The organism is uncultured Chloroflexus sp., from assembly GCF_937951745.1.
Classification (GTDB): Bacteria; Chloroflexota; Chloroflexia; order Chloroflexales; family Chloroflexaceae; genus Chloroflexus.
Window position 1 is genome coordinate 1 of record NZ_CALFBQ010000060.1, and the last position, 20,342, is coordinate 20,342.

At 58.2% G+C, this 20,342-nt stretch carries 13 protein-coding genes, 1 CRISPR repeat array and 1 riboswitch; of the genes, 4 read left to right on the top strand and 9 right to left on the bottom strand.

All coding sequences use genetic code 11. From position 1 onward, the window contains the following. Positions 1-53 precede the first annotated feature (53 nt). A CRISPR array of direct repeats spans positions 54-627; the repeat unit is 37 nt; unit sequence CTTCAAAAAACCAAAATCCCCGCGAGGGGATTGAAAC. A gap of 273 nt (positions 628-900) precedes the next feature. Then, a complete protein-coding gene (locus Q1A59_RS14175) occupies positions 901-2,526 on the top strand; it encodes a hypothetical protein (protein WP_299645150.1) in 1,626 nt (541 codons plus the stop codon). A 51-nt stretch (positions 2,527-2,577) separates the two neighbouring features. Here Q1A59_RS14175 and Q1A59_RS14180 read toward each other — a convergent pair whose 3' ends face one another. Beyond that, a complete protein-coding gene (locus tag Q1A59_RS14180) occupies positions 2,578-2,982 on the bottom strand; it encodes a hypothetical protein (protein ID WP_299645151.1) in 405 nt (134 codons plus the stop codon). Here Q1A59_RS14180 and Q1A59_RS14185 point away from each other — a divergent pair, their 5' ends adjacent. Further along, a complete protein-coding gene (locus Q1A59_RS14185; protein ID WP_299645152.1) occupies positions 2,983-3,150 on the top strand; it encodes a hypothetical protein in 168 nt (55 codons plus the stop codon). Positions 3,151-3,429: 279 nt separating this feature from the next. Here the strand turns inward: Q1A59_RS14185 and Q1A59_RS14190 are convergent, their stop codons facing one another. From Q1A59_RS14190 to cytX, 7 genes are all read right to left on the bottom strand, one after another. Continuing rightward, positions 3,430-5,070 (bottom strand): AAA family ATPase, encoded by a 1,641-nt coding sequence (locus Q1A59_RS14190; RefSeq protein WP_299645153.1) that lies wholly within the window; start codon positions 5,068-5,070, stop codon positions 3,430-3,432. Positions 5,071-5,973: 903 nt separating this feature from the next. Further along, positions 5,974-8,745 carry a hypothetical protein gene (locus Q1A59_RS14195; protein ID WP_299645154.1) on the bottom strand — a complete coding sequence of 924 codons (2,772 nt, stop codon included), beginning with the start codon at positions 8,743-8,745 and terminating at the stop codon, positions 5,974-5,976. Positions 8,746-8,860: 115 nt separating this feature from the next. After that, positions 8,861-9,463 (bottom strand): hypothetical protein, encoded by a 603-nt coding sequence (locus Q1A59_RS14200; RefSeq protein WP_299645155.1) that lies wholly within the window; start codon positions 9,461-9,463, stop codon positions 8,861-8,863. A gap of 151 nt (positions 9,464-9,614) precedes the next feature. Further along, positions 9,615-10,307 (bottom strand): energy-coupling factor transporter transmembrane protein EcfT, encoded by a 693-nt coding sequence (locus tag Q1A59_RS14205; RefSeq protein WP_299645156.1) that lies wholly within the window; start codon positions 10,305-10,307, stop codon positions 9,615-9,617. A 9-nt stretch (positions 10,308-10,316) separates the two neighbouring features. Beyond that, on the bottom strand, positions 10,317-11,939 hold the full coding sequence (locus tag Q1A59_RS14210; protein WP_298406284.1) for an ABC transporter ATP-binding protein: 1,623 nt from the start codon (positions 11,937-11,939) through the stop codon (positions 10,317-10,319). Continuing rightward, positions 11,936-12,454 carry an energy coupling factor transporter S component ThiW gene (thiW, locus tag Q1A59_RS14215; protein WP_298406282.1) on the bottom strand — a complete coding sequence of 173 codons (519 nt, stop codon included), beginning with the start codon at positions 12,452-12,454 and terminating at the stop codon, positions 11,936-11,938. Before thiW ends, Q1A59_RS14210 begins: the two co-directional genes overlap by 4 nt. Positions 12,455-12,553: 99 nt before the next feature. Further along, positions 12,554-13,867, bottom strand: a complete 1,314-nt coding sequence (gene cytX, locus Q1A59_RS14220) for a putative hydroxymethylpyrimidine transporter CytX (protein ID WP_298406280.1) — start codon at positions 13,865-13,867, stop codon at positions 12,554-12,556. Positions 13,868-13,938: 71 nt separating this feature from the next. Then, positions 13,939-14,052, bottom strand: a riboswitch (TPP riboswitch). A 346-nt stretch (positions 14,053-14,398) separates the two neighbouring features. On the opposite strand from cytX, the gene Q1A59_RS14225 reads away from it, so the two are divergent. Together Q1A59_RS14225 and mfd are read left to right on the top strand one after the other, a co-directional pair. Further along, positions 14,399-15,313, top strand: coding sequence for a DMT family transporter (locus tag Q1A59_RS14225; protein WP_298406277.1), 915 nt, complete (start codon positions 14,399-14,401; stop codon positions 15,311-15,313). Positions 15,314-15,492: 179 nt separating this feature from the next. Further along, positions 15,493-19,032 carry a transcription-repair coupling factor gene (gene mfd / locus Q1A59_RS14230; RefSeq protein ID WP_298406275.1) on the top strand — a complete coding sequence of 1,180 codons (3,540 nt, stop codon included), beginning with the start codon at positions 15,493-15,495 and terminating at the stop codon, positions 19,030-19,032. A gap of 3 nt (positions 19,033-19,035) precedes the next feature. Here the strand turns inward: mfd and Q1A59_RS14235 are convergent, their stop codons facing one another. Continuing rightward, positions 19,036-20,115: a zinc ribbon domain-containing protein gene (locus tag Q1A59_RS14235; RefSeq protein WP_298406273.1), complete on the bottom strand. Its 1,080-nt coding sequence runs from the start codon at positions 20,113-20,115 to the stop codon at positions 19,036-19,038. Positions 20,116-20,342 lie beyond the last annotated feature (227 nt).

Consider the following 20,342-nt stretch of genomic DNA (forward strand, 5'->3'; position numbering starts at 1 on the left):
AGGGGATTTAAACCCATCACATGCGCCGCTTCATAGTGGTGCTTCAGCACCACCTTCAAAAAACCAAAATCCCCGCGAGGGGATTGAAACGCAACATCAAAAGTTGGTACGTCGTTTGATTGCCGAGCTTCAAAAAACCAAAATCCCCGCGAGGGGATTGAAACGTAAAATCCAAAAAGGCGCGGAAGTGGTGCCGTTCGCGTTATCTTCAAAAAACCAAAATCCCCGCGAGGGGATTGAAACGGGAGCAACTCGGTCCGGATGAACTGGCGAAGGTTTTCGCTTCAAAAAACCAAAATCCCCGCGAGGGGATTGAAACGGACAACCCCAATGCGCCGTCCCCGTCCCTGTTCGCCGACCTTCAAAAAACCAAAATCCCCGCGAGGGGATTGAAACTTGACCACACTGGCCAATTGAACGTGTTGACCACACTGGCCTTCAAAAAACCAAAATCCCCGCGAGGGGATTGAAACATAACTAATAGCCATTGCACGACAGCATGAGCATATACCTTCAAAAAACCAAAATCCCCGCGAGGGGATTGAAACACCAACAAGCCGGCCAAGGCCGCCAGCAAGACCAACAAGCCGCTTCAAAAAACCAAAATCCCCGCGAGGGGATTGAAACCCGATGTGGGGCGCGGTCTGACCAATGTCCCCATCGATGCGGACCCGAACGAGCGGTTTCGATATTACTTGGTCGCATTGATGCTCGCCCAAGGATTACCATACACGACCTCGCCTGCGACGTATCTTACGTGCATCCAAGAGGACGACCAAGAGGTTGCCGATAGGGTTCAACGAGCATTTCAAGACGTGCAACCTCTCGTTGAAGCATGGGCGAGCAACCAAGCGGCCATGAACGGGCAGCGGTTGTCCGATGTCTCTATCGAGATTGCCCGTGTCCTTCAAGATCATGGCTTCTTTGACGGGTATCGGGACAACCTCGAGGATGTTATCCGCCGTTTCATCGGAAGTCTACCGGATGCCTCTGTCGACGACGGCGACGGTGACGGCGACGGTGACGGCGACGGCGACGGCGACGGGACGGGCCGTGGCAAAAGCCGCGGCAACCGCCGTGGCAATCAATCGGGTGACGGTGACGGTGACGGTGACGGCGACGGCGATAGCGATGGCGATGGCGACGGCGACGGTGACGGCGACGGGCCGTGGCAAAAGCCGTGGCAAGCAATCGGGCGACGGTGACGGCGACGGTGACGATGGTGACGGTGGCGGTCGTGGGAAGGATCGCGGCAACCGCCGCGGCAAGCAATCGGGCGACGGCGACGATGGTGACGATGGTGACGATGGTGATGGTGGCGGTCGTGGGAAGGATCGCGGCAACCGCTGCGGCAAGCAATCGGGCGACGGTGACGGCGATGATGGCGACGGTGGTGACGATGACGGCGACGGGACGGGCCGTTCCTCTCCGGCGGGAACCGCCGATAGTGCTTCTCCACCTCGTCCGGGGGCGGATCCTACTGCCGGAACGAACCGACCCATCGGTGGTGTCCTCCCGCGCAGAGAACGGTTATCACCCGGCGATTTTGAACAGAGTATCCAAACGGCATCCCAAACGATCCTTCAAGCCATTTCCGGTGAGATCGCTCGGGAGATATCAAGCGCTACTCTCGGACAGCAGAACCGGGGGCGGAACTCGAAGCAGATTGCCGTGAAAAACGGGGTGGTATCCGAAGTCGAGATCGTCCCGATGGAGTCGACCAGTGTGTTTTCACCCGGCGAGCGTGCCGGTATTGAGGTGGTAGCATCGGTGACCGCTGCAAAGATTCTTGACGCGGTTCGGGTGGTTTATGTGCCGCAAACGAACCAACTAAGTGGGCGACTTCCCTCACGTAGTCTTGTGCGAGCAGCCGTTGGCGCGTCTGAAACCGAACTGCCGTCGGTCTTTCGTCGAAATCGGCAGGAGCGGCGGCCTCGCCTTGCCATATCAGGCATTTTCGACGTAAGTGCTTCGATGGTAGACAGCTATGCGCAGCTTGCGTCCGCTGCTGCCGTTATGATCCGCACGGCCGAAATCCTCAATACCAATCTCGCTCCTCACAGCGATGCGCAGGATGCACCGATCCAGATGGAGATGCGCGCCTTTTCGACATCGCAAGGGATCCTGCTTTCCTTCGAGGATAGCTTGGCCGAGGTCGATGTCAACAGGGCTACCGCGCTGCAGACGGATGGTCGAGTCGTCGGGGGCGGTACCATGGGTGAAGAAACGATCAGTGCTTCCATGTATGCCCTTGCAGCCAGCTCGCCCGATCGACAGCGTATCCAGTTAATCTGTCTCGATGGTGCTTTTTCCGACGAGCAGAATGTTGCCGATGTCCTGAAAGAGGTGCGGGGTGCCGGTATCTTACCGTATGGTGTCTTTATCGGGGCATCGCGTGATGACGTGGTTGCCAACCTCGGTCGCCTGTTTGGCGACCGGTTCATGGTCATTCCCAAGGTTGGCGATCTGCCCGATGTGTTCGAGGCGATCGTCCGTGAGAACCTCGCGAATCTATCCGACAGCTGAACCCGTAACCGTGCGGTCGGATACGCCAATCCGACCGCACGAACCTTCGGATCACGGTGCCATCGCTGCACTCTTGATTCGAACTTCGGGAGGGAGCTGATACTGTTGCGTGATGGTGGCGGACGTTGCGGTGAGAAGGTGCTGGCCGATCCATTGCACCAATCGGGCCGGGGACGTTGCCGATTGGTCGAGGATACCATGGTGCTCGATCGTCCAGCGAATCATTGGATGGTCGTTGGGGGGCGGACATGGGACAGCCTTGGTGTACCAATCGTTCATGGCAAGCAGGGAGCGAAGGGTTGCTCCTGCTACGGTCACCGGCAGATGCCGCTCCGTCATCTCCTTGGGTGCCGCGGCCCACGTGAGTAGATGGATAACGATCAAGGCTGCGATGCGTTTTCGGTCTTCTTGTTCGAACGATGCGAGCGGTTCCAGCATCATCACATTCAACGACACGTGGTCCTGCTGTGGTTGTCGGATGGCCACGGCCATTCGGTGTGGCCCGGTATGCACAAGGGCCATGTCGGTCTGCATTCCCACGGTCGCCGTCATGGCGACCGGCGTGATGGTCGCCTCGACCGCTTCGGGCAGGATATGGATCTCAGCATCGGGTATGCGACTTAATCCATCACGAAATGCGAGACTACTAATCGTCCATCCATCGTATTACCACGACTGAATCGGTTCATAGGCATGACATGGAATGGCGATGTCACACCCATCAGGCTTCCGTGATGGAAGACGTAGCATAAACGACCACCGGATATCGTCAAACGGGGGGATGGTCTGGACGTCCACGAGAGTCAGCGATGCTTGGGTCATATCGGCGTGCATATGATCGTACTCCATGATAGACGATGGCGATCTCTCTCCGCAGCCCGGAGGGAGATCGCCGACGTACTCTTAGTGACCACCTAGGAGTTGCCGGAGGAGCACGAGATACGGTTCCCTACTCGGACCGTTTGGCGCGCACCACGTAAGGAAGTTCTGAAACCGTTCGCCGGCTCTGGTTGATAGGAATGGCACCCCGCCGAGCGCTTCTCCCTCCACCAGTGCTTGGGCGGCGAGTTCCAGCGCTTGGTCTGCCATCCGCTCCCCGATTGCTCCATGGGGATCACGGTGAAACTTGTTGAGTTCACCGATAATTGCGTGATACCGTGCGAGCTCCTTGGCGAGTTTCTGCTTCTTGGCGGGTGGGAGGGTGATATCGTTCACCAAGGCGGTTCTACTGATGACCGACAGATAATCCGGCGGTCGTGCCCCCAAGACGATGCGAGACGCGCGGTCGCCAAGCGACCCATGCACGTACTCTTTCCCCGGGAACGGTATCATCGTCATCACGAACACGGTGGCCGGATGGACGGGGATCGTTCCGACCCGCGGGACGGTCACTCGGCGGGTTCCGGTCGGGTCGGCTTCCATCACTTGTTGGAGGGAGGTCTGGACATTGATCGGAAGTTCATTGACTTCGTTCAAACAGACCACACCGCCCATCATGGCAACAGCGACTACCGGGCCGAGGCGGAAGACGGTTGAGGTTGCCCCCCCGGACGATTTAAACCGGATCCCACCGAATAAATCCGTGAGGTCCGTCTCGCCGGTCACGTCTATCGATAGGAAGGGAACCCCATACCGGATACTCCCATCTTCATCTTGCCACGGCATAAATGCCGCCAGTTGCTGAGCAATGGTCGTCTTCCCGGTACCGGGCGGGCCACTGATGAGATAGCTGAGCAGCGACCCACTCTTCGCCAATCTCTTCTTGGCCTTTTGGAGCTTGGCAAGAATGGTTCGTCGCTCGTCGTCCGACGATGCGCGTTCTATCTGCTCGTACAGTTTGGTGTAGATTTTCCGCAAGTCTGCACTGCGCTTGAGGTTGTACTGGATAGCGCCTATGGCCTTATCCAGATGTTCGTTCCGGTCGATGGCGGCGGGTTGTGGAATCGGGAATTGCCGGACGAGCTCGCTCGGCGTCGGTATCTCGGCCGGGATATTATGCTGTTTGAGCCACGCCTCGAGCGGTTGGAACTGTTCACCCGTCCAATCCGGCCTTGGCATCGGGGGGATACTGAGTGCCAATTGTGCAAACGGGTTCCCGATGTCCGCTAATCGCCGGACCTCGTCCTCGCTGCGGGTGTTCGCCCGAATCTCATCGAGGATCGCCTCCCCATACTGCGGGGCCGGTTTTGCAGTATCCTGAATCCCCAAGATCCTCTTGAGGATTTCATGATCCTGAACGGCTTCGGGGTGCGTCGTACGTCCCAAAGCGGCGAGTGCACGTCGCACGTCCGGCCGCTGTGTGAACGTATCCCAATGTGAGGGATAGCGCATGGTGCCGATGTCTTGCATCAGTTGGAGTGTGTATTGGCACCATTGATCCTCATCTGGGGAAATGGTTTCCGAACCGCGAGCGACATTCTTGATGGTTTCGTAGAACACCAGCAGGGCTTCTCCTACCTTATCTGCATTGTCGACATTCAAATGGGCGGCCACTCGGTGCTGGATTGCTTGCACAAAGTGGCGGATCTGGTAATCACACGACATAACGACCTCCTCCTTGGGTGCTGGCGGTGCAGGTAATCGATGCTATTATACCACATCGGTTGCTATCGGTGTCTCTCGGTTCATCCTGACGGTGTGATACGTCGCCTATCCGAGCGACCATCGGTGCCCTCCCGTGGTCGACGCCGATGCATCCGATCAGAGGTTCCGGAAAGACGAGGAAGTCGCGCCGGTATGTGCACGTGGTTACCCCGTTCATCCCCTCTGCTTCGGTGGTGCCGAATCGATCCTGATGGGGTGAGGAATTGGGGGCGTGGTCGGTCGTAGGACGAGGTGCCATTCGGCCACCGGATACGCCCGACCGTCGGTGCCTCCGACCTCCCGACGGTGGCGATGCGTGTCACCACGGACGGTGATGACCGACCGAGGGATGGAGTGGCGACGGGAGCATCCCGACCGAGGGACATGATGCGTGACCACACCCATCGTCTCGCTCCATCCCTCGGCCGTATCTCGTGGAGGAACGGTGGGAGCATGATTACCCTTCGGTGAGGGATCGGCGCCGTGGTGATCCTTGTTCCGTGCCCATGGATCGGCGATCACCCGTCATGGTTCTTGCCTGTCGGTGTGATAGCATCGGTGGCTTGGCCGTCTTGTGGGGTATGGGGGAGGAATACGATGGATCGGGAAGGATGAATCGCGATCGTGGGGTCTGACCTGCGGTGCGACCTCAAGACCGGTCCCCGCTCTTCAACGGGTGACCGCATCGTGCGCTTGTCTCCTCGGTTGAGTCGTCGGGTACCGGTGGGAAGTTCTCCGACCGAATCGGTCTTTGGTATCGTGGAGGGTTTCCCCGCGATGCGGTCGGTGCTCGCTTGAGACGAGCGCCGACCGCATCGCGGGAGGGGGATCGGGTACCGAGACGGCGAGATTCCCTTTGTGCGTTCACCGTCGATTGGTGACCAGCGGAATGTAGACCGTCCATGACGACGGCGGCGGCGGCGGATCGGACGACGGCGGCGGCGGCGGATCGGACGACGGCGGCGGCAGTTCGTTCAGTGGGCGAACCAGCACGTATTCGGCAGTCCACGGACTTTTTACGATGACGCGATCACCCGCTAATGCAATCATCGGAACTCCCGCGATGCTTTCACTGAACCCTCGTTCTCCCTCCCTCTGCGTGACGCATCTCGGTTTGGTCGAGGCCGCATCACCAATCCATGCCCACGTTCCACCAGCATCGGTTGTCCGATACAATCGTGCGACGACACACCAGCGCCGCGGATGTTCCGTCCACCACTCAAATGCGGCGAGAATGATCGTCTTCCCACTCGGATCGCGGGGATCGGCAATCGCCGCATGAAACTGTTGATCGGCGATGATGGATGAGTTCTCCACCAGACGCGTAAGCGGTGCCCGTCGCCTCGTGACCGGCGTCCCGTTGGTGTCCCCTTCGATAACCCATATGTCTGCATCTTCAATACGGTCGTAGATTTGTTCCGCGCTGACAGCATACCATCGAGTTCTTCCCGGTTCGCCTGTGGGGGCAAAGAGGATGGTGACGTAGTTCAACCTCCCATCTTCTGTCACCATGGGCGGGACAGACGCGCACGTGCGGATGGTATACCCGGTACCGTTAGGTTCCCCACAGGTAATGTCGACCGAACCACCTTCCTGATAGCGCACGACATACCATCGGGTCGGATCGGTTGGGTCCACCACGATGTTACCGCGGAGTTCCGGGATGATATCAATATCATCGGTCACCAGCTCATGACCGGGTAATCGGATGATAGGCACCCGCTCCCATGTCGCTCCATAATCGGTAGACCGAAATATCCTGCCGAAATTACCCACGAGGAGGACATTCGGCGTTTGTGGGTTCTGGAAGATGGGCGATACGTCATGGAAGTGCATCGGCAGTCCGATCATGGGATCGCGTCGCCATGTTCGCCCCGTATCATCCGAGATGAACCATCCCTTTGGCCAACCGTTTGGCCAACCGTTCCCCTTATCCCCCTCATCGCTCGGTACTGGGCGCGGTGCCAGTCCATACCATCGGCTCCGTCCATCAGGCAGACGGATCATGCCGAACACCCTTGGGACGGTATGGTCGAAGGTACGATTCGGGATAATCCTGACCGGCCGAGTCAGATCGGTGAGATCGGTGATCTCGTTGCCGACTTGATCTTGGAAATGGTAGGGTCCTACCAAGATCATGCGGTAGAGTTCGGTGTTTTCGAACGGATGGCCCTTACTGGCGATCACGGTCCACGTTTGCCCACCATCCATCGTCCGAATCGCCGGATAGAATGGGCTCGCTGCATACCCGATGTGAGGACGCACCGGATCGCGGTAGAACCACGTATGCCCTGCACTTGGCGACCAATCTGCCTCCCACGTTCGTCCACCATCCGGACTGGTTGCCACTGCATACAAGCGCTCGAGCGGCGACATGACCGACAGCACCATCCGTTGCCGGAACGGGTCGTATCCGAGCATGATGGTGCGTTCGTAGCGGCGTCCCCCCTCTGTCGGTCCATCCCATGTGATGGGCCCCATCCAAGTCCGACCGGCATCATCCGAACGGTACACCTTCGCAGTGACCGGGTGAACGATGATGACCGTCGTCGGCGTATCAGGGACAGTGGCCATGATGAGCTGTCGATAGATCCGTAGGTTCGGATCGATGCGCCACACGGAGTGTCCCGCATCATTGACGACCATATCCGGCATCTGGATGTCCCGAACGGGGGTGGTGGGATGGCGGGGATCCACGTGGACGATCCGCACTTCTCGTTGTCGCCGATTGTTTATCCAGGTGGATTTATCGTGCTGAAACATCACCGTCCAGCGTTGACCATTCCACATCGGGATAAGGGGCGGCGCCCCCAAGAAGGTCTCGCCCTCGAACCACGTTTCACCACCATCTCGGGTCCAGAGGAGTTGTCGCTCGATGGTTTCGGTGTCGTCTGATCCCGATGCCGTCCGAACCATCGCGACGATCACGGTTGGGTCGTCGGGATCGACCCATATCCGAGCGATTCCCTGCATGTACCGGCAGATGGGGTGGTCGGTATCAGGGAAGAGCCGGTGAAACCGAGGATGCGAGAAGGTGATCGGACGCCATGCCTGCCGATCCGGTTGAAACTCAAACAGCACCATGCCGTCATATTGGGCAGCGACACAGCGCTGTTTTACCATACCGGCAACGATTTCCCGTCCGTCTGGGGTCCGCCACTGTGCCACCGGTCTGATGCTTGGCGGATACGATACGTCGATGACCGTAATGGGGATACGGACAGGGGCGTCATGAATGGCAGCTCCGTTGAGACTATCAGGGGTCACAGTCGTCTTGACGAACGTCTGGCCGAGGTCGTCACTCCGCTCTACTACGCTCTCTGCGATCGGGGATAGTGGCAGTACCGGATAGCGATACATCTCCCCGTTTGGACCGAACCAGACTTTCTGCCAGTAGCGATCCTGCGTGACCACACGCATCTGATCGCCATCGACAAGCAGGTGGAAGCCAAAGATCGCCGCCGGTGGATTGGTCGGTCGGTACTGAACCCCTTGTCCGTACCACAGATCCCCTAGCGGGGTCCACCCTTGCTCGGCTGGATGTGAATAGATGGCCGCCGGATGAGGAGGAGCTGCTGCCATCCCGATCCCAACGATGAGGAGCATGAGTACGATGATAGAACGACGTGGATGCATCCGACCCTCCGTTGTGTGGATGATATTTTTCTTTATCTATTGTGAAGTTTTCTGTTGATTTGTCAATACGTTTCCGATCGTCGTGCTGGGGTTCCTCGGTATCCGGTTGGCGCGACTACTGCGGCATCTGCTGCGATCCCGTTTCGCCCGCATCGGGTGGGTTGTCCCGGTGCGTCGCTTGATTCCTTGGCTTGGATGCAGAACGGGCACGAACCGCTGCGGCGATGGCTGCACGCACCTTCGGACGCCGTTTCATCACCCGACGTATGGCATGCGGATCGGATGCTACGATCTGGATCAGGCGCTCGTCTTCCGTATCCGTCAACGCAACCACTTGAATGGTTGCTTCATTCGACCGTGCGATGGACTCCATGATGACATCATCACGAAGCCCTGCCATGATGGCAGCTTGAGCAGCTCGCATCGGGTCGCGTGCGATGGCATGGATTAATCGCGGATCACGATGCTGGGTCTCGCAGACCACCGCGGTCGCCCATCGTGGGCTGTCGGCTACCGCGGCAATCAGGCGCTCGTCGGTTCGCAGGTCGGGACGTGCAATCAAGACTTCCGCAGCACATGCCGGATTGCCGATGATGGTTGTGATAAGCTGTTCATTCCTCCAATTGGTCGATCCCATCACCCATGCAGCGAGATCGGCACTCGTCGCTACGGCACCTATCAAGCGTTCGTTGTCCCGTAGGTCTGCTCGTTCGATCATCACCCGAGCCGCTTCTGCCGGTTCTTGTGCTATCGCTGCAAGGTGAACCTCACGTGCAGCGGCATGTGGACTTCAAAAAAACCAAAATCCCCGCGAGGGGGTTGAAACTCATGAGATGGGTGCGAGGAGCGCCATAAAGGTGCTCACTACTTCAAAAAACCAAAATCCCCACGAGGGGATTGAAACGTATTGAAAGAGCAATCCCTATGTAAAGCACTTCACCAACGATCGCCAGCCAATCGGTCAGGTGAAAGCGGTACTGATAGCGAAACGTGCGCTTCGTGCGGCTGAAGCCGCGCACTTCCATCGCTTCGGCGAGTTCGTCGGCGAGACGGAACGATTGCACGAGCAGGGGAACGAGTAGGGCAGGGTAGTGGCGCAGAGCGGCCCAGCCCGGTTCGAGTGGGATGCCACGCGATCGTTGGGCGGCGATGATATTTTGGATGGTTTGGCTCATAACCGGTACTAGCTGCAATGATGCGCTGAGCGTGAATGCGAACCAGTATGGGAGGCCGCTCTGGACGAGGGCGTTGCCAAGCTCGGTCGGTGTAGTAGTTTGGAAGAAGAGGAAGAAGGCTGAAAGGAGTGCCGTAAGGCGTAGGCCGACGATCACTGCTGTTGCGAGGTCGAACATCCACCAAGTGACGATGATCCACGTGAGGGCTATCGTGGCGACGATCCGTAACCATTGGAGATATGCTTTCACTTTGCCGGTAGCGACAATCATGAGGACGATGAACCCAAAACTGCTTAATACCCATGCCTCTGTTGGGTCAGCAGTGATAAAGATCATGTAGCCAATGACGAGCGCCAGTTTTGTGCGCGGATCGAGCCTCTTCATCATTTTGCTGCGCTACTTTAGTGCTTCTGACCAGTTGCAAGCGGCGGCGATCTGAAACCATTGAGTTGGTTCTAGTTTGGCACGCTGCATTGCGGTCGTATTTGCCATCACCTCCCACGGCTGGCCGGTAGTGACGATTTCGCCGTCGGCTATGACAATCCACCGCGTGGCATGGCGCGCGGCGAATTCGAGGTCGTGGGTGACGATGATGATTGCATATCCACGCTGACGGAGTACGTGCAGTTGCTGAGCGAGCGCTTGGCGAAAGTGCCAGTCTTGTCCTGCGGTCGGTTCGTCGAGTACGAGAATGGAGGCTTGCGCTGCAAGCGATGCGGCAAACGCGACCCGCTTTTTCTCGCCACCACTTAACCGGTATGGTGAGCGGTCAAGCAGCGGCTCTAGATCGAACAGCCGCACCAGTTCACGAATCCAACGCTCGTCGTACCGATGGAGCATGTGCGCACCTACGATGATTTCATTCCAAACCCGGGTAGTGAAAAACTGGTTGTCAGGATTTTGGAATGCAAGGCCGACGTGTCGGGCGAGTTGGGATACGTCGGCTTTGCGCGTATCTCGATCCACGACGATTACTCGCCCGGATTGAGGTCGGTAGAGACCGTTAAAGTGCTTGATGAGCGTTGTTTTGCCGGCCCCGTTGGCGCCGACGAGGGCGAGACATTCGCCGGCTCGAATGTCGAGACTTACCCGACGGAGGATCGGTGTTGGGCCGATGCTGTAGGTCACTTGGTCAAGCTGTATCAGTGGTTGACTGGCTGGCGTGGGTGGGGCAAAAGTCTGGGCTGCAAGGAGGCTCGGCGGCGGTTGATGGCCGTTGATTGCAGGTATGAGTTCTTGTACTTGCAATGGTGTGAAAGGTAATGCCAAATCACGCGCGACCTGTACCACTGGTGGTGGTTCGATCCCAAATGCTGTGAGGTCTTCGCGCACGATAACTCGCGGCGGGCCGTCACTCACGATCTGACCTTGATGCATCACAATTATTCGACTTGCATCCGCAACGATGTGCCGCAGGCGATGTTCACAGATGATGATCGTTGTTCCATTCTGGTTAAGTTGACGTAATATGCTCCGTACTCGTTGAATATTCCTCGCGTCGAGGTTTGCATACGGTTCGTCGAGCACGATTACGCGCGGCCTCAGCGCAATGATTGCCGCTATTGCAACGAGTTGCTGTTCACCACCAGAAAGTTGGCGAGGGTTGCGTGGCAAAAGGGATTCTAACTCGAGCAGTGCAGCTACTTCTTCTATCCGTTGATCAATTTCTGATGGTGACAATCCTAAACTCTCTAGTCCAAAAGCGATTTCTTCAGCTACAGTACTGTTAAAAAGCTGAGCCTCAACATGTTGTGTGACGAATCCAACCAGCGCAAACAGTTCACTGATTGGCAAGGTACAGGTATCAAGACCGGCAATCTGTACCTTGCCTTCCAGTTTACCCCCATAGAAGTGTGGGATCAGGCCATTAAATACGCGGCATAACGTAGATTTCCCCGATCCGCTGGGGCCGCAGATCAAGACGTATTCGCCTGCTGCGATATGTAAGTTAATCCCCTGTAACACCCAATCTGATCCTGCACTGGCGTAACGGTAACGAAGATGTTGCAAGACGATCATTGCTGTTGTGCCTGAATGTCTGCTGCCGGTTCGACCAGTCCAGTTCGGGCGAGTAGCTTCAGCGCCAACACCCCGATCATCGAGCCAATCACTGTACTGCCTAAAAATGAAGCAACCATCACGCCTACTGCCATTGTTTTACCCATAAATATCGGGGCTACAATCAGTGCACTAACCACCGCAGCGATAATACCGGTTCCAACAATTTCACCGAGTGCGCTCAAATAGACGTTGCGCGTGTAGCGGTAGACGAGGCCGGCAAGTAGGGCGCCAATCATCCCGCCCGGAAAGGCTAGTACTGTGCCTACTCCCATCGCATTGCGAATGATAGCAATGATTGCGGCGATAATGACTGCCCACCACGGGCCGAGCGTCACTGCTGCTACTACGTTGATAAAATGTTGGGTTGGATTGACGCGGGCAATGCCGATTGGAAACGATGTAAATGGCGCAAGCGCGACTCCGATGGCAATGAGTACGATTGCTCGCGCGATGAGGCGACTATGAACCGGCATACGAACCTCCGGTGTTTCAGTAGGATGACTGAAATAGGTGATAGGCCATAGGTGTTTAGCCGGTCGGCACAGTTTCCCGGCGACCGGCTGTGTTTCTACTCAACCACGTTGTTTACCGACGGGTAACGGTTGCATCAGTCTGACTCGGGCGATGACCCAGTAGACCAGCCCACTAACAAAGAGGGCGGGCAAGGTCGCGCCTACCTCAGGAAGCATTCGGGTCACAAACTGAAACGTACCGACGCCGATCACCCACGCCAAGAGACCTGTCCAATTCCAGCCCAATAGGTACCAGTACATCCCGTTCTGTTGGTCGAGTGCAGTCGGGTCAATAGCCCGCTTCCGAATAATGAAATGATCGACCAGCACCACCCCAAAGAGGGGGGCGAAGAGCGAGCCAATCAAGAGCAGGAATGCTTCGTATTGCCCGATTGGCACAAGTAGGGCAAGGACGGTGCATACCACGCCGTACCCGATAGCGAGCCATGCGGTTGCGAGTTGGGGTACGATGTTGCCGGTTGACACGGCGGCTGAGTAGATATCAGCGAACGCGTTGTCGGTCTCATCAAGGAGGATAACGACCAGCGCAAATAGCCCGCCGCTTGTGAGCAAGATTGACCGGATGAAATCACCGCTCTCAAGCACGAGCGCATACGCGGCGCCAAGGGCATAGAACCACACATTGGCCAGAAAATAGCCAAGCGCAGTTCCCCAAAACATCTGTCGCGCCGACCGGCCAAAGCGGGTATAGTCGGCAATCAGCGGTAGCCAAGAGAGTGGCATCGCGATCACAAGGTCGATCCCGATCCCAAAGGTAAGTTCACCGGTTCCGCGGTGGTTGACGATAGTTGTTAGGTCATAGCGGGTGATAAGTTGAATGGTTAGCCAGATTGTAGCTGCATAAACCAGCCAAATGCCCCACCGCTTCAGAAACTTGCGCACTACCAGCAAGGGGCCGCCAAACGCGAGGAGCGTTGCCAACGTACCCCAGATCAGTGTCCAAAGCACCGGATGTGAAAAGGTGCCGAGCTGTTGAGCAATCGCATGCGCACTATCGCGCATCACAATGATTTCAAACGTGCCCCAACCAACCAGTTGGACAATATTAGCGATGGTTGGCAATAATGAGCCGCGTATGCCAAGCGATGGTCGCAGGGCAGCCATAGTTGCGACGCCGGTATCACTGCCGACCACGCCGACAAGTGCTAACAGAACGACGCCAATGGCTGAGCCGAGCAGTATTGTTGCCATCGCTGTACCAAACCCTAAACCGGGGACAAGGAGTGCGCCGGCTTGCAGTACCAGTAATCCGACGCCGAGGCTTGCCCATAGCGTGAATGCGTCACTGAAATGAAACGGACGACGGTGAGTTGGGATTGGGGTGAGTGGTGAAACTGTGGTTTCTGGCTCCATTCTGATACCTCCACATTGCTTGGGGAGGCGCCGGCATACAAAATGCCGCTGACCTTGGGGCGATCAGCGGCAGATGCCACCGGTTGCTTCCCTACGCTGGCATGACCCAGGTCAGGTTCGAGGGTCGATAGCATCAGTCGGGCTATCCTCTCAGTCAGGCTCTCCTGACTCCCCTAGCTTTTACCGTTTGCTTGGAGCGGCAAAGCGGTCTATTTATTTGTATAGTACATATTATACAGAACTATTGACGTTAGATCAAGAGACGATAGTCCGCCAAGAGAGCCTCCCCCTCCCCCGTGTGAGGGAAAGGCCGGGGGTGGGGGGCCTCCCACCGCGCCCAGCGGATTGACCGGAGCGGAATACAGTCTGCTCTACGGACGCCGAGCACCCGCGCGATGACGGAAGCGCCTTTCCTTACTTCCCTGATCAGCCAAATATCCGCCTGTAGACGCTGGATGGTACCAATAATACATGGTAGCCTACATCATATACCGGCGAAATCCGCCGGTTCTAGTGCATGGCGAGGGGTCTGTGACTACCACTACTCGCGTCGAGCAGCCGGTCGTGTTTGCCGGGTTGACCCGCACCGATCTGACGATGCTGCTGGTTGTGTTGATTTGGGGGGCGAATTTTAGCATTGTCAAAGCCGCCTTAACCGAGATTCCGCCGCTGGCTTTTGCCACTCTGCGTTTTGCTAGCGCCAGTGTGCTGCTGTTGGCCTTTACCTTTTGGCGTGAGGGGCAGCGTGCTCTGCCCGCTGACCGGGCGACGTGGTGGAAGCTGTTTTGGATTGGATTTGCCGGCAATACGGTCTATCAGGCCCTCTTTACCTACAGTTTGACCCTTACGACGGCGGCGAATGGTTCGTTGATCATCGCGACTACGCCGGCGTGGGTAGCGCTGGCGGCTGCCTTGCTCGGTATCGAGCGCGTGCGGGGTATGATGGCGGCCGGTATCGCGTTGGCGATCGGCGGCGTGGCGTTGGTGGTCGCCGAACGCGGTCTCAGCCTCGGCGGGAGTGGGCTGTTGGGTGATCTGTTGATGCTCGGCGCGGCGTTGTGCTGGATGATCTATACGCTTGGCGTGCGCACGCTCGGCCAAGGACTTTCGCCGCTAGCCATTACCGCGTGGACGATGGTGACCGGGGTGCCGGGGATGCTGCTGGTGAGTATTCCTGATTGGGGCCGAGTGGCATGGACAAGTGTGAGTCTCAATGCGTGGCTGGGGCTGCTTTACGCCACTTTGCTGGCGTTGGTAGTGGCCTATGTGCTGTGGAATAATAGTGTGCGTGTCGCCGGCAGCGCCCGCACTGCGATCTACGGATGCGCTATTCCGCTGGTAGCGACTCTGATCGCGTGGCCGTTGCTCGGCGAGCAGCCGACGTGGGTGCAGGGGGTAGGTGGTTTGCTGATTGTGACCGGGGTCTTGCTGACTCGCCGGACGTGATGGCTGTTGTTGTTCGTGCTACTATACTAAATTAGTTCGGGATGGTGACCGTGCAACGCGGGTAAAGCCGCAAAGGATCATAAACGCAAAGGCGCGAAGGCCGCAAAGGATAAATAAACATCAAGCTCTGCGCCTTCTGCGGTAAAACATCAACCTCCAGTACCGGACAGCATAATCGCATGACCACACTGCCAACAACCTACACCCAACTCCCGCTGACCAGTGTCAGCGCGCTCGGTGCAGTAATCGCCGACCTGCCCGCGTTAGCGGCGCTGGCGGCTGCCTTGCGCCCCGGGTATCAGACGGTGGCCTCCGTGTTTGCAGCGGCTCGTCCGGCGTTGGTGGCGGCTTTGGCCCGTCGGCAGGCCAAGCCGGTGCTTTACGTGACCCTCAGCGCCGAGAGTGCGCAGCGCGCCGCAGATGATCTGCGCCAGTGGTTGGCACCCGATCAAGTCTGGCTCTTCCCCGCTGCCGATGCGTTGCCCTACGAGCAAATGTCTCCCGGCGCTGATGTGATCGGGCGCCGGTTGGCGGTGTTGCGCGGTTTGCGCGCTAGTTCGGTGAATGGTGTGATTGTCACCTCGGTGAAGGCGCTGATGCAGCCAACGTTGCCGCCCGCCGAACTCGATACGGCCACGATCCAGTTGCGGCGCGAGATGCGGCTGCCGGTTGAGCAGGTGGCGCAGGCGCTGCTTGCCAATGGCTATCAGCGCGCGGCTATGGTCGAAGCTCCCGGTGAAGTGAGCCGGCGTGGTGCTATTCTCGATGTGTGGCCGCCGGGTGATGAGTTGCCGTTGCGCGTCGAGTGGTTTGATGATGAGATCGATAGTCTGCGCCGGTTTGATCCGGTCACCCAGCGCAGTGAGCAGCGGCTAGAACAGGCTGAGATTGGCCCGCCGCATGAGACTCCGCTCTGGCGGGTTACTGATGCGTTGCACCGGATCGATGCGCTCGATCTGAGCGGGTTGCGCCGCGAGGTACGCGAGGAGTGGGCCGCGGCCCGCGCTCAACTGGCCGAGGGCCAGCGCTTTGAAGGCCGCGCCTTTTACGCGCCTTTTTTCTTGCCCCAGCCAGCGACGCTGCTCGATTATTTGCCACCAGCAAGTATGGTGGTGCTGGCTGAAGCTCATTTGCTGGCGCAACATGCTCATGAAATCGATGCGCAGGCGTCTGATTATCGTACTCAGTTGATTGCATTAGGCGAGTTGCCGGCAGATTTTCCCCGCCCTTATCTGCGCTGGGAGGAATTGGGGCTAACGGATACTGCGACGCTGATCGTTGCCGATCTGAGCCACAACGAACACCCTGATGCGATCACGCCGCCGCTGTTTGGGGTGCCACCACTTTACGGCGGGCAATTGCGCCGTTTGATTGATACGATCGTGGAACAGGTGCGCACCGGTGAGCTAGTGGTGGCGGTGACGGCACAAGCTGCTCGCTTACAAGAGTTGGTTGGTGAGCAGGTGGCCGGCGAGACGACAGCCGGTCGTTTTGTGCCGATCCACGGCGGTCTTGAGGCTGGGTTTACTTTGCCCGATCTGCGTTTGACCTTGCTCACCGATAGCGAGATCTTCGGTATTCGCCAGCGCCGCCCGCTGAGCGAACGGCGGCGCAAGGCCAATCTCGCCGACCGCAACGCCTTTTTGCGCTCGCTCAAGCCCGGCGATTACGTGGTGCATATTGAGCACGGGATTGCCGTATTTGATGGCATGATCCGACGCACCGTCGGTGAGGTTGAACGTGAATATCTGGTGTTGCGCTACGCCGGCGAAGATAAAATCTATGTGCCGGTTGACCAGATTGATCGTGTGACCCGCTATATCGGTGCTGGCGATGGCCCGCCTACCCTGACCCGTCTCGGCACCCAAGATTGGGAACGCACGAAGCGCAAAGTGCGGGCTGCGGTGCAAGAGCTAGCCGAAGAGCTGCTCCGGCTCTATGCCCAGCGTCAGCTCAAGCCCGGCTACGCCTTTTCGCCCGATAACGAGTGGCAGCGTGAGTTGGAAGCCAGTTTCCCCTACCTCGAAACCGATGACCAACTGCGTGCGATTGCTGAGGTGAAGGCTGATATGGAGAAGTCTACGCCGATGGATCGGTTGGTCTGCGGTGATGTTGGCTTTGGCAAGACGGAAGTTGCCCTACGGGCGGCGTTTAAAGCGGTGCAAGACGGCAAGCAGGTGGCGATATTGGTGCCGACAACCGTACTCGCCCAGCAGCATTTCGATACCTTCCGCAAGCGGATGGCCGCTTTCCCGGTGACGGTAGAGATGCTTTCACGCTTTCGTTCGCCGAGAGAGCAAGATGCTATCGTGCGCGATCTGGCGCGGGGCAAGATCGACATCATCATCGGCACTCATCGCTTGCTCTCGCATGATGTAGTGTTCCGCGACCTTGGCCTCGTGATTGTTGATGAAGAGCAGCGGTTCGGCGTGCGCCACAAAGAGCGGCTCAAACTGCTGCGCGCTGAGGTCGATGTACTGACTCTGACGGCTACCCCTATCCCGCGCACGCTGCATATGGCACTCTCAGGGATCCGTGACCTGAGTGTGATTGATACGCCGCCAGAAGATCGTATCCCGATCAAGACCTACGTCGTGCCCGCAGATGATCATCTGGTGCAAGAGGTCATCAGGCGCGAACTCGAACGCGAGGGGCAGGTCTATTTTGTGCATAATCGAGTGCAGAGTATCTACCACGTCGCCGAGCGGCTGCGCCGGCTGGTGCCGGAAGCGCGTATTGCTGTCGGCCACGGCCAATTACCCGAACGCGAGCTGGAACGGGTGATGATGGACTTTTTCGAGGGGCGCTATGACGTGCTGGTCTGCACCACGATTATCGAGAGCGGCCTCGATGTGCCCAACGCCAATACCATCATCATTGACGATGCCACCAACTACGGTTTGGCCCAGCTCTACCAGTTGCGCGGCAGAGTAGGGCGCGGTGCGACGCGGGCCTATGCATATCTGCTCTACCAGCCGGCCCGGTTTATGACCTCTGACGCGCGCCAGCGGCTAGAGGCAATTCAAGAAGCAACTGAGTTAGGGGCGGGCTTTCGTATTGCTATGCGTGACCTTGAGATACGCGGCGCTGGTAACCTGTTGGGGGCCGAGCAGTCAGGTCATATTGCTGCCGTCGGCTTTGACCTCTACTCGCGCTTGCTAGAACAGGCGGTGCGCAAACTCAAGCATGAGGTGGATGCTGCCGCCGATCAGACCGCAACAGTCACCGCGGCTGAGATGGCCGAAAGCCTGCGTGCTCCCACTGTTTCGGAAAAAGTGCTGGTTGCGCCGCTGGTAACCATCGATCTGCCGCTCAATGCATATCTTCCGCCCACCTACATCGCCGATGAGAGAGTGCGACTGGCGGTGTACCAGCGGATGATCGATGCTGCCACGATTGAGGAGGTACGTAGCTTGCGCCAAGAGCTGATCGACCGTTTTGGCGGGCCGTTGCCCGAACCGGTGCTGCACTTGATCTTCTGGTTGCAGATTCGGTTGTTGGCACTGCAAGCGGGGGTGGTCTCGATCACGACTGAAGGCGACCTCTTTCTGATTCGGCTGGCTACGCTGCTCTCGCCGAACCTGCGCGAACGGCTGCGCCGCCGTTTCCCGCGTGACAAGGCGTTAGCTTTTGGCCAGCAATCGATCCGGCTCGACCGGCGGTTGGCGGGGGCGCAATGGCCAGAGCGATTGCTAGCAGTGGTGGAAGCGTTGGCGTGATGCTCATCGCACCCGCACCAATTGCCCGCGCCGGAAAGCGACGATCACGTGATCGTAATGATACCGCTGCCGCGCACCGGTGAAGATCACGCCATCGTAGCCATAGCGGTCAAGCCACCACTCCACAGCGGCATCCGTCTCAATATCGAGGCCGAGACTCGCTGCTTCGCGTTGGATCTCATTCACCTTTTGCTTCCATTGGCCGAGTTCAGCGGTAAACGGGCGTTCAATCCGTGCGCGGTAGTGGCTCGGCGTCAACACAAAGAGGCGCTGTAACCAATTGCGCCGTTCGGTTTCGACCACCTCAACGAGCAGCAAGCCGCGCCCGGCAGGGGTGCGTTGCTGTACATCGCCACCCATTAGTTGGTAGATGCCGCGCGTGACGCTGCCATCAACCCAGCGATCGGCCTCGCTCCGGCTCACCTGCCGGATCGTCTCGCGGATATCCGAGACGCGCGGAATACGAGGTGGAGCCATAATCTGGATCGCAGGAATTGGGTGCTCGACCACCGTCTTGCCATCACCGGCGCGCCACTCGGCATGCGCGACCTCCATTGGCGAATCGTCACCTTCACGATAGCGAAAACCAAGCCGTTCTCGCCCCTCGTGCGCTTGAGCAGTCGCGGCAATCGTGACGTGCAACTGCAACCCGCCGCCACAACCCGGCGCCGGAAACCAGACCCGTTCAGCCACAAAGGTAAATGCCATCTGTGAACCCGCCCGCGCTTGCCGTTCCGTTCGCCGCCAGCCTTGGCCGCTCAACCCGCTCCAGCCGCCGACGACAGCGCGCAATGGCGCATAGATTGCCACCACTGTCTGAGCTGACGGCGGCTCATCGAGCACCCACATCCCCGGCGGGATTGCGCCGGAAGAGGGCAGCTTGACCGTGCCACCGATCACGCTCTGCTCGACGCGCGCATTCGGCAAGCGCACCGTCATACGTCCTGCGCTTGACGGCGGCGGCATAATAGCTGGCCCTGCGCTGAGCGCATGCCCGCATTCAATGCAAAACTTCGGATCACCCGGCGGCAACAGAGCACCACAGTGCGGGCAAAAGCGAGGGGAGCGGTGCGTGTTGTCCATGCTGACCTCTTACTGGAACAAGAACGTGCAGCATACCAAGGAATGCGCGTGCAACGCTTATTATACTCCCAACGTTCTAGCCCCTCGCACTGTCGGCAGGTGCCGAATGTCATCGCAAGGGGCGAGCAGGGATGCACAGCGCGTGACCCACTCGCACCCGACGCAATCCCCCGCACGAGCGGGAGCAACGACCTCCCCCCTCGTGGCGGCGGAGCCATCCCCCCTCC

Coding starts and splice junctions, on each gene's coding strand:
- Q1A59_RS14235 (WP_298406273.1), bottom strand. CDS start 20,115: ATGGACAACACGCACCGCTCCCCTCGCTTTTGCCCGCACTGTGGTGCT.
- Q1A59_RS14205 (WP_299645156.1), bottom strand. CDS start 10,307: ATGATGAAGAGGCTCGATCCGCGCACAAAACTGGCGCTCGTCATTGGC.
- thiW (WP_298406282.1), bottom strand. CDS start 12,454: ATGCCGGTTCATAGTCGCCTCATCGCGCGAGCAATCGTACTCATTGCC.
- Q1A59_RS14200 (WP_299645155.1), bottom strand. CDS start 9,463: ATGATCGAACGAGCAGACCTACGGGACAACGAACGCTTGATAGGTGCC.
- Q1A59_RS14195 (WP_299645154.1), bottom strand. CDS start 8,745: ATGCATCCACGTCGTTCTATCATCGTACTCATGCTCCTCATCGTTGGG.
- Q1A59_RS14190 (WP_299645153.1), bottom strand. CDS start 5,070: ATGTCGTGTGATTACCAGATCCGCCACTTTGTGCAAGCAATCCAGCAC.
- Q1A59_RS14210 (WP_298406284.1), bottom strand. CDS start 11,939: ATGATCGTCTTGCAACATCTTCGTTACCGTTACGCCAGTGCAGGATCA.
- mfd (WP_298406275.1), top strand. CDS start 15,493: ATGACCACACTGCCAACAACCTACACCCAACTCCCGCTGACCAGTGTC.
- cytX (WP_298406280.1), bottom strand. CDS start 13,867: ATGGAGCCAGAAACCACAGTTTCACCACTCACCCCAATCCCAACTCAC.